At 65.2% G+C, this 7,459-nt stretch carries 6 protein-coding genes; 1 reads left to right on the plus strand and 5 read right to left on the minus strand.

Annotated elements, in window-relative coordinates; genetic code table 11:
• Positions 1-50: 50 nt before the first annotated feature.
• A complete protein-coding gene (locus JHC57_RS19910) occupies positions 51-668 on the minus strand; it encodes a response regulator transcription factor (protein ID WP_294032334.1) in 618 nt (205 codons plus the stop codon).
• Between the two features lie 531 nt (positions 669-1,199).
• Between JHC57_RS19910 and JHC57_RS19915 the strand changes: the two genes are divergently transcribed.
• Entirely contained in the window at positions 1,200-3,545 is a 2,346-nt protein-coding gene (locus tag JHC57_RS19915) for a glycosyltransferase family 4 protein (RefSeq protein ID WP_294032335.1), read from the plus strand.
• 16 nt (positions 3,546-3,561) lie between these two features.
• Here the strand turns inward: JHC57_RS19915 and JHC57_RS19920 are convergent, their stop codons facing one another.
• The 4 genes from JHC57_RS19920 to JHC57_RS19935 form a co-directional block, all read right to left on the minus strand.
• Entirely contained in the window at positions 3,562-4,680 is a 1,119-nt protein-coding gene (locus JHC57_RS19920) for a glycosidase (protein ID WP_294032336.1), read from the minus strand.
• Between the two features lie 305 nt (positions 4,681-4,985).
• The gene (locus tag JHC57_RS19925) at positions 4,986-6,293 is read right to left on the minus strand and encodes a glycoside hydrolase family 130 protein (RefSeq protein WP_294032337.1); all 1,308 of its coding nucleotides are present in this window, start codon (positions 6,291-6,293) and stop codon (positions 4,986-4,988) included.
• A 304-nt stretch (positions 6,294-6,597) separates the two neighbouring features.
• Positions 6,598-6,768: a DUF1328 domain-containing protein gene (locus tag JHC57_RS19930; RefSeq protein ID WP_294032338.1), complete on the minus strand. Its 171-nt coding sequence runs from the start codon at positions 6,766-6,768 to the stop codon at positions 6,598-6,600.
• Between the two features lie 259 nt (positions 6,769-7,027).
• A complete protein-coding gene (locus JHC57_RS19935) occupies positions 7,028-7,276 on the minus strand; it encodes a KTSC domain-containing protein (RefSeq protein WP_294032339.1) in 249 nt (82 codons plus the stop codon).
• Positions 7,277-7,459: the final 183 nt, after the last annotated feature.

The following is a 7,459-nucleotide window of genomic DNA, read 5'->3' on the forward strand; positions in this document are numbered from 1 at the left end:
CGCCAACGATTGATCTTCCCCAAGAACAACATCGTCACGAATAAGAGCGGCTAGAGGAGGTTCAGCTCGTTGGCGCGGTCCACGATCTTGCGGTTGTGCGGAGCGTCGAGTTTGCGCCGGAGCTCGGCTATGTGGAAGGAAACGGTCGGCGGCGCGATCGCCAGGCGATAGGCGATTTCCTTGTTCGTCTCGCCCTGCGCAAGATAATGGAGTATCGCCATCTGGCGGGACGAGAGCGCAACGGGCGGCTGCTGAAACTTGCCGAGCGCATCTTCGATATGCGGCGAGACGTAGACTTCGCCCGCAAGCGCCGCGTCGCAAGCCGCGACAATATGATCCGGCGGATCGGATTTGCTCACCACAGCACGCGCGCCGAGCTTGAGCGCCGAATGAATTTCGTTGAGATGGGTCTCGCCGGTCAGGATGATCACCGTCATGTCGCGCGATCCGACGATTTCGGCGAGGACATTGATCCCGCGGACATCGGGCAGATTGAGGTCGAGGATGACCAGATCGACGGGTTGGGACTGAACGAAAGCATTGACGGTCGCTCCCCGATCGAGCGCGCCGACCACGGCATAGCGATCCAGCGACGAGAACAGGAAACGAAGCCCGCTTTGCGTTATGCGGTGATCGTCCACGATCAGAATATTGTGCTTCGATATCATGCCTGCACCCCGTTCGCCCCGGGCAAGCTTTTCCGCGGTTCGATCGCGCGCCGCAACCCGAATTAATGCGGGGCTTCAGCACGGGTCGAAACAAGGCCGGCCATTCGTCGACATGGGGCAAGGGACGCGAAACCAGCGCCGCTGTCACAGCCTTCATTTCGACGATGACGGTGCCGGTCTGCCGGGGCGCGTCGAGTTCGAGATGAGCGGCGCCGGCGCAGCTCCCGAAATTGCCGAAGAGCAATGCAACGACCGTTGGGCGCTTGTGATCTGTGACGGAGCGGCACTTTGCCATGCCGGCCCGGGTGCCGGACCGTCATCGATGACACGTTGTGCACCGTTCCGACTAACCTGGATCAATCCGGCCTGAAATATCGGCCGTTCGAGCTTGCCGCACTGCAACCAGCACCGAGAGCGCGGCGTTGGTCGATCGATAACCATAGTCTCCGGGAGAACAGCCCAGGTCTCGCGCCCTGTCCGGCGCGCGGGGCAGTACGGCGCGCGTGTGCCGGCACGGACAGACGAGGACAGATGATGAAATTCGATCGCGAAGACCATTTCTTTCCCGGCCATTTCGATGACCAGATTGCATCGCCCGTCAAGGAAAGTCATCTCCGGCGCGCGCCCGCCGCAGGCGCCGGCCGTATCGCCCTCATCGGATGCTTCCGCCCGCGGCAGTGCGGCATCGCCACCTTCACCGCCGATATATTCGATCATCTGGGCGCGCATTCGCCGCATATGGAAATCGATGTCTATGCGATGCGGAGCCAGCCCGACCAGCCGGTCGGCGCGGAGGTCCGGCAAGCGATCGACGAGAAGAGCATCGACAGTTACCGCGACGCGGCGGCCGCCATCAATGCGAGCGGCGCCGACGCGGTGTGGCTGCAGCATGAATTCGGGATTTTCGGCGGCTCGGCCGGAGACATGATTCTCGAGCTCGTCGATAGGGTCGCCGCGCCGCTCATCGTCACGTTGCACACCGTGCTCGCCGAGCCGAGCCCGGCGCAGCGCCATGTCATGGACCGGCTCGTTTCGCGTGCCGGCAAGCTCGTTGTGATGAGCGATTATGGCCGGATGACGCTGACCGACGTCTATGGCGCGGCGCCGGATCAGATCGCGCTGATCGAGCATGGAACGCCCGACCGTCCCTACAAGGAAGTGAGCGCGCTCCGCCGGACGCTCGGGCTCGCCGACCGGCCGATACTTTCGACGTTCGGCCTCATCGGACCGGGTAAAGGCCTCGAAGCGGCCATCCGGGCGCTACCCGCCATCGTGGCCCGATACCCCCGCGTCCTTTACCGCATCGTCGGGGCGACCCATCCCAATCTCGTCGCGGCCGAGGGCGAGTCCTATCGCGACAGCCTCGAGCGACTCGCACAGAGTCTCGGGGTCGCCGGCAATATCGCGTGGGAAAACCGCTTCCTCGATACCGAGGAACTGCTCGACCAGATCGAGCTTTGCGACATCTATGTCGCGCCCTATCCCAATCTCCAGCAGATCACGTCGGGAACCCTGGCCTACGCGGTCGCACTCGGCCGCGCCGTGGTATCGACCCCGTTCGTTCACGCCCGCGAACTGCTTGCGGACGATATCGGCCTGTTGCTGCCGGGAACCGGGAGCGACGCGATCAGCGAGGCCGTGCTCATGCTGCTGGCGGCGCCCGACGAACGCCGCGCGGTTCAGCATCGCGCCTATGCGCGGGGCCGTCGGACAGCGTGGGGAGGCATAGCGCGCCAATGTGCCGCGCTGATCGACGATCTCGTCACGGCTCCCGAGGCGACGCCGACCGGCCAGCGCGGTCCGGCGCTCGCCGGCGTCTGGGCCATGTGCGACGATGTCGGGATGTTGCAGCACGCGGTGCACATGCTGCCCGACCGGTCGCACGGTTATTGCATCGACGACAATGCCCGTGCGCTCATGCTCGTCCACAGCCTGCCCACCAGGATGCAGGAGGAGGCTGCGCCCCGCGCGCGCGCTTTCGCCGGCTTCATTCAGCACGGCTGGAACCCGGATGTCGGCGCTTTCCGGAATTTCATGGGATATGATCGGCGCTGGCTCGAGGAAACCGGATCGGAAGACAGCAACGGACGCACGCTCTGGGCCTTGGGGCATGCCTCCGCACACGCGCGCGACGCGGGGATGCGCGAATGGGCCGCGGGCCTTTTCGACCGGACCGCGCCCATGGTCAGGGATTTCAAGAGTCCGCGCGCGATCGCCTTCGCCGTGCTCGGCGCCGACGAGCGGCTGGACCGCGATCCCGACAATGGTCTGGCGCGCCCGATCATCGAGCGCGGCGGCGCCTTCCTCCGCGCGCTCTGGAAATCGGCCCGCCGCCCCGGCTGGGACTGGTTCGAGGCGAGCCTCGCCTACGACAATGCCCGGCTCGCCGAGGCGCTCATCCGCGCCGGCCGCCGCCTGTCCTCGCGTCCCGAGGAAGCGGCCGGGCTGGCCGCGCTCGATTGGCTCGCGACCTTCCAGACCGCAAGTCGGGGTCATTTTCGCGCCGTCGGATCGGAGAGCTTCGATCGCGAGGGCGAGGCGCTTCCCTTCGACCAGCAGCCGCTCGAGGCCTGGGCAACGGTCGCTGCGTGCGGCACGGCCTTCGCGCTGACCGGACAGTCAGTCTGGCGCGATCATGCCGAAACCGCATTCGCCTGGTTCCTCGGCCGAAACGATCGCGGCGTCGCGCTCGGCGACCTCAGCTCGGGACGCTGCCTCGACGGACTGACCCCGCGCGGCGTCAACCGCAACAGCGGCGCCGAGTCCATTCTGGCCTTCCACCTCGCGTATCGCACGATGGCCGGCATGTTCTGGCGCGGCGAGGCAGTCGCAGCCGAGCCCCGACAAGGATCGACAGTACCCGCTCTCGCCGGCTGAGGCGTTTGCCCAGCGATCAGAGACCGAAGCGCGACTTCGGAATGTGGGTGATGCGGCAAGCGAGATCGGCTTCTCCCGAAGCCACGATGAAATGGTCGCCGGCATCGGCGATCCCTGTCGTGAAGACGACGTCGCGCACATACATCCTGTCCTCGAGCGGGCGCGTCAGATCGGGATTGGCCTCGATAAGCGGCTGGTGGTCGCTGCCGACGACGCGCGACGGCTCGTCGGGATCGAGCAGCGACCAATAGGTGCGGTAAATGCCGACCATCTCCTTCGGCTCGACGCCGTGCCAGAGCGTCAGCCATCCGCGGTCCGTGAGAATGGGCGGGGTTCCGCCGCCCATGCGGGCGGTCGCGACCGTGTCGGCATGCGGCCGGAGGCCCGGCTCGCGGCGCGGTTTCCAGTGCAGCGCATCGGGCGAAGAGGCGAGGTTGATCGATGGTCCGGCGCTCCACGGGCTTCCCGGCGGATAGGTGAAATAGAGCGCGCCGAGCGGGCGCGTCTGGGCCCAGTAATGACCACCCACTTTCCCTTCGAAGATCAGCATATCCTTGTTCTGATGATCGAGGACGATGTCCTCGAAGCGCCAGTCGAGACCGTTGTCCGAGCTGTAGAGCGTCGTCGAATGCCGCTCGGGACTGACCGAGCAACTCGTCATCAGCCAGCGGCCGTCGATATGGCTGATCCGCGCATCCTCGACGCCATAGCATTGGAAGGCGGCGTGCGGCGCGATGGCCCGGTCGTAATGGACCGCAACGACCTCCAGCCCGTCGGGGGTCAGCTCGACCGGAAGCAGCCAAGAAAGCGACGTGAGCGCCATGACCTGCCAGCTGCCCCCGCGGACGAGGAATTTGCGGGGATCGGCCGTATCACAAAGTTCGAGCGGCCAGGCATCGCGGACATAGCGTCCGTCTTCCCAGCGAATGCTGTGGACATGCCCGCTCGCGACCGGCTCGCGAAGCGCTTCCGCGACGCGCACGAGCATAAGAAGGTTGCCGTCGGGAAGGCGTGCGAGGCCCGGATTGAAGGCGCCGAGCGTAAAGGTTTCGGCCTCCAGATGTCCCGCAAGCGGCGATCGCGACAGGTCGACATCGTCGGGTCCGAATATCAGGCGATCGACTGCGAAACCCATGGCGTTGCTCCTTCCCGGACGCGGACGCCCGCGACACGTCCGATCAAACCGCGAAGCGGATCGATGTTCCCCGCCCCGGCCCGACCGCCGAAGTTGCGGTGATTCCGCCTTGCGGCCGAGGGCAGTTCCACCGGGTCGCGCAGCATCGCAAGCACCTCGGCGACGGCCCGGTCGCGCGCCGTCGTCCGGCCGATATCGCCGAAATGACAGGTGCGACTTGCAATCGGCGCCCCGCCCGCGGAGCAGGCCAGATGGACGAGGCCGACTTCCTCGTCGGCCTCGCGCGGTCCGAAGGAACGCGGAGCCTAGACCATCGACCGGAGCAGATCGGGCACGGTCGTCGTCGCAAAGCCGATCGCGCTGTCCGATATGCCATAGGGAATGAAAAGCTCGTGTCCGATCGCGAGCGCGCCGCAGGTATAAACGACATTGGGCACATAGCCTTCGCGATCGCTTTCGGCCGCCGACAGGATCGGACAGGCGGTGCGACCGAGGATTTTCGAAGGGTCCTCCTTGTCGAGAAGCGCGGCACCGAGGCTGTATTTGCGCATGGGACCCACCCCGTGAGTCAGCAATATCCAGCCTTCGTCGCATTCGATCGGGCTGCCGCAATTGCCCATCTGCACGAATTCCCAGGGAAAAGCCGGGCTCAGCAACCGCCGCCCCTCATCGTCCCAGTTGGTGAGACTGTCGGATGCGAGCAGGGTGATATTCTTGCCGTCCTGCCGCCCGACCATCAGATAGCGGCCGCCAACCTTGCGCGGAAACAGCCCCATCCCCTTGTTGCGGGCGGCACGGCCCGAAAGCGGCTCGAGGCAGAAGGCCGCGAAGTCGTTCGTGCGAAGCAGTTCGGAGCGGATCGAATGGCCCGAATAGGCTGTGTAGGTGCCCAGATACTCGGTACTTCCGTCGTCGTGTTCAAACCGGACCAGCCGCAAATCCTCGAGGCCGTTGCGCTGCGCTTCGGTCACCGGAAAGAGCACGCTGTTCGAAATCGGACTGTCGGGCTGGCGGTGCACCGTTACCGCATCCTCGGGGGCCAGATGGTGCCGGTCGTCGACAACCGCCGCCATGGCTGGCCCCGATTGTGGCCATAGCCGGAAGTCCCCGTCCGGTCCGACGATCCCCTCGCGAAACGCGATCGAACTGATATGCCCCTCGCCCACCGCGCGCATCGACATGACGAACCGCAGTTGCTCGGCATCCAGACCGCTCTGGTCCGGATGCAGGACGATGCTCGGGTTCATCAGGGCAGCCGCGGCGTAGCTGTACTCGTGACAGAAGAAGGCGCCGATCAGCCGGCGCTTCACCGGCGATATCGCGCCCGCCTCGAGTCCCAGATCCTCGGCGATCTCTGCGAAGCGCTCGTCGAATATCCGGCCGATCTGCCAGTGGCGTTCCGAAAAATCCTTCCAGACGAGGCCGAGTTCGACTTCGGCTTCCTCCTCGTCGAGCCGCAGGATGTCGCTCACGAGCTGCGCCGAACGCGACGGCTCCGAGACATTCGATTGCCAGGCGAGATGAAAGGGGCGCAGCACCACCCGCGACGGGTCGGCCGTGAGCTTTTCGCGAAGGATACGAAGCGGGCTCTGGTCGGGTCGGCAAATGAGCATGGACGACTGCAAGATCCTCTCGGGGCCCCTTTGCCCAGAATGTTTTGCCCGGGCCGGATAAGCAAGTCCTAACCGGACCGGCTATCCCGATAATCGGGCAATACCGGCTATCCGGCGGCCTGCCCGAACCCGGTCATGCCTGTTTGCGATGCATTTCCGCCGCCGCGGCCTCGCCGAGCACGCCCGGTGCGAGCCCTGAGCCCTGTCCTGAGGCCATGGGCGACCGGATGCTCGCGGCGGTCGAGGGGGATAAATCGCCGGACCAGTTCGGGATCGCGGCCGGGGGCCGCGATTCCCTGCGTCATCACGGCAGCGTACGCCGTCCGCGCCCGAACACGAAGGCGAGGATGAAAAGGATCACGCCGATGACGAGCAGTATCTTGGCGAAATCGGCCGAAAGGCCCGCTATGCCGCCGAACCCGAGCAACGCTGCGACAAGCGCGACGACAGCGAAAATAATGGCCCATCTGAACATGCGTCTTCTCCCGTTTTGCGGACGCACGGTCTGATAGTCCGGAACACATGCCCGGACGCAGCGAAACCACGGTCCTGTCGATTGCAGTTGACGCTCGGTAAACGCCACCCGGATTCGAAAGTTCCTTGAACACGGCCTGATGGGGCGGAACCCGCCGCGATGGCGGCCGGGTGCGAGCAAGGTGACGACGATCGCATCCACTGCGATCCGACCGGCATCGGCTATCTCGCACGCGAGCAGTCACCGGCGGCGCCCGGGCTCATGCGCCGCGTCCGGGACCGAAGCGTCGCTGGTCGGGGTCGCGCTCGAAGCGGAAACGCCCCTTGATATGTTCGTTGAAAAACTGCCCGGCGGACTCGGCCGCGCACAGGGCATCGAACAGGCTGCGCGGAACTCCGAAGTAGAAATAGCAGCCGGCATCGATGAAGCGCAGACACAGAAGCTTCGCTTCGTCGTCGAAACCCGCACGGTCGATGATCGAGGAATTGTCGAAGCGGCAGACCTGCATATCCGGTCAAGCGCCGCGCGCGGCAAGAGGTTCCGACTCGACGCGTCCCGCCCTGATCGGACAGGAACGCGAGCGCATTCGGCCGATGATCGGCGACACCCCGTCGCAATCGATCACTCCCGTCCGGAGGCAAGCTTGTTACCGGGCGGTCTACGTGACTTCGATGAAGTTATGGATGCCCCG

Source organism: Sphingopyxis sp. (assembly GCF_016463645.1).
Classification (GTDB): Bacteria; Pseudomonadota; Alphaproteobacteria; order Sphingomonadales; family Sphingomonadaceae; genus Sphingopyxis.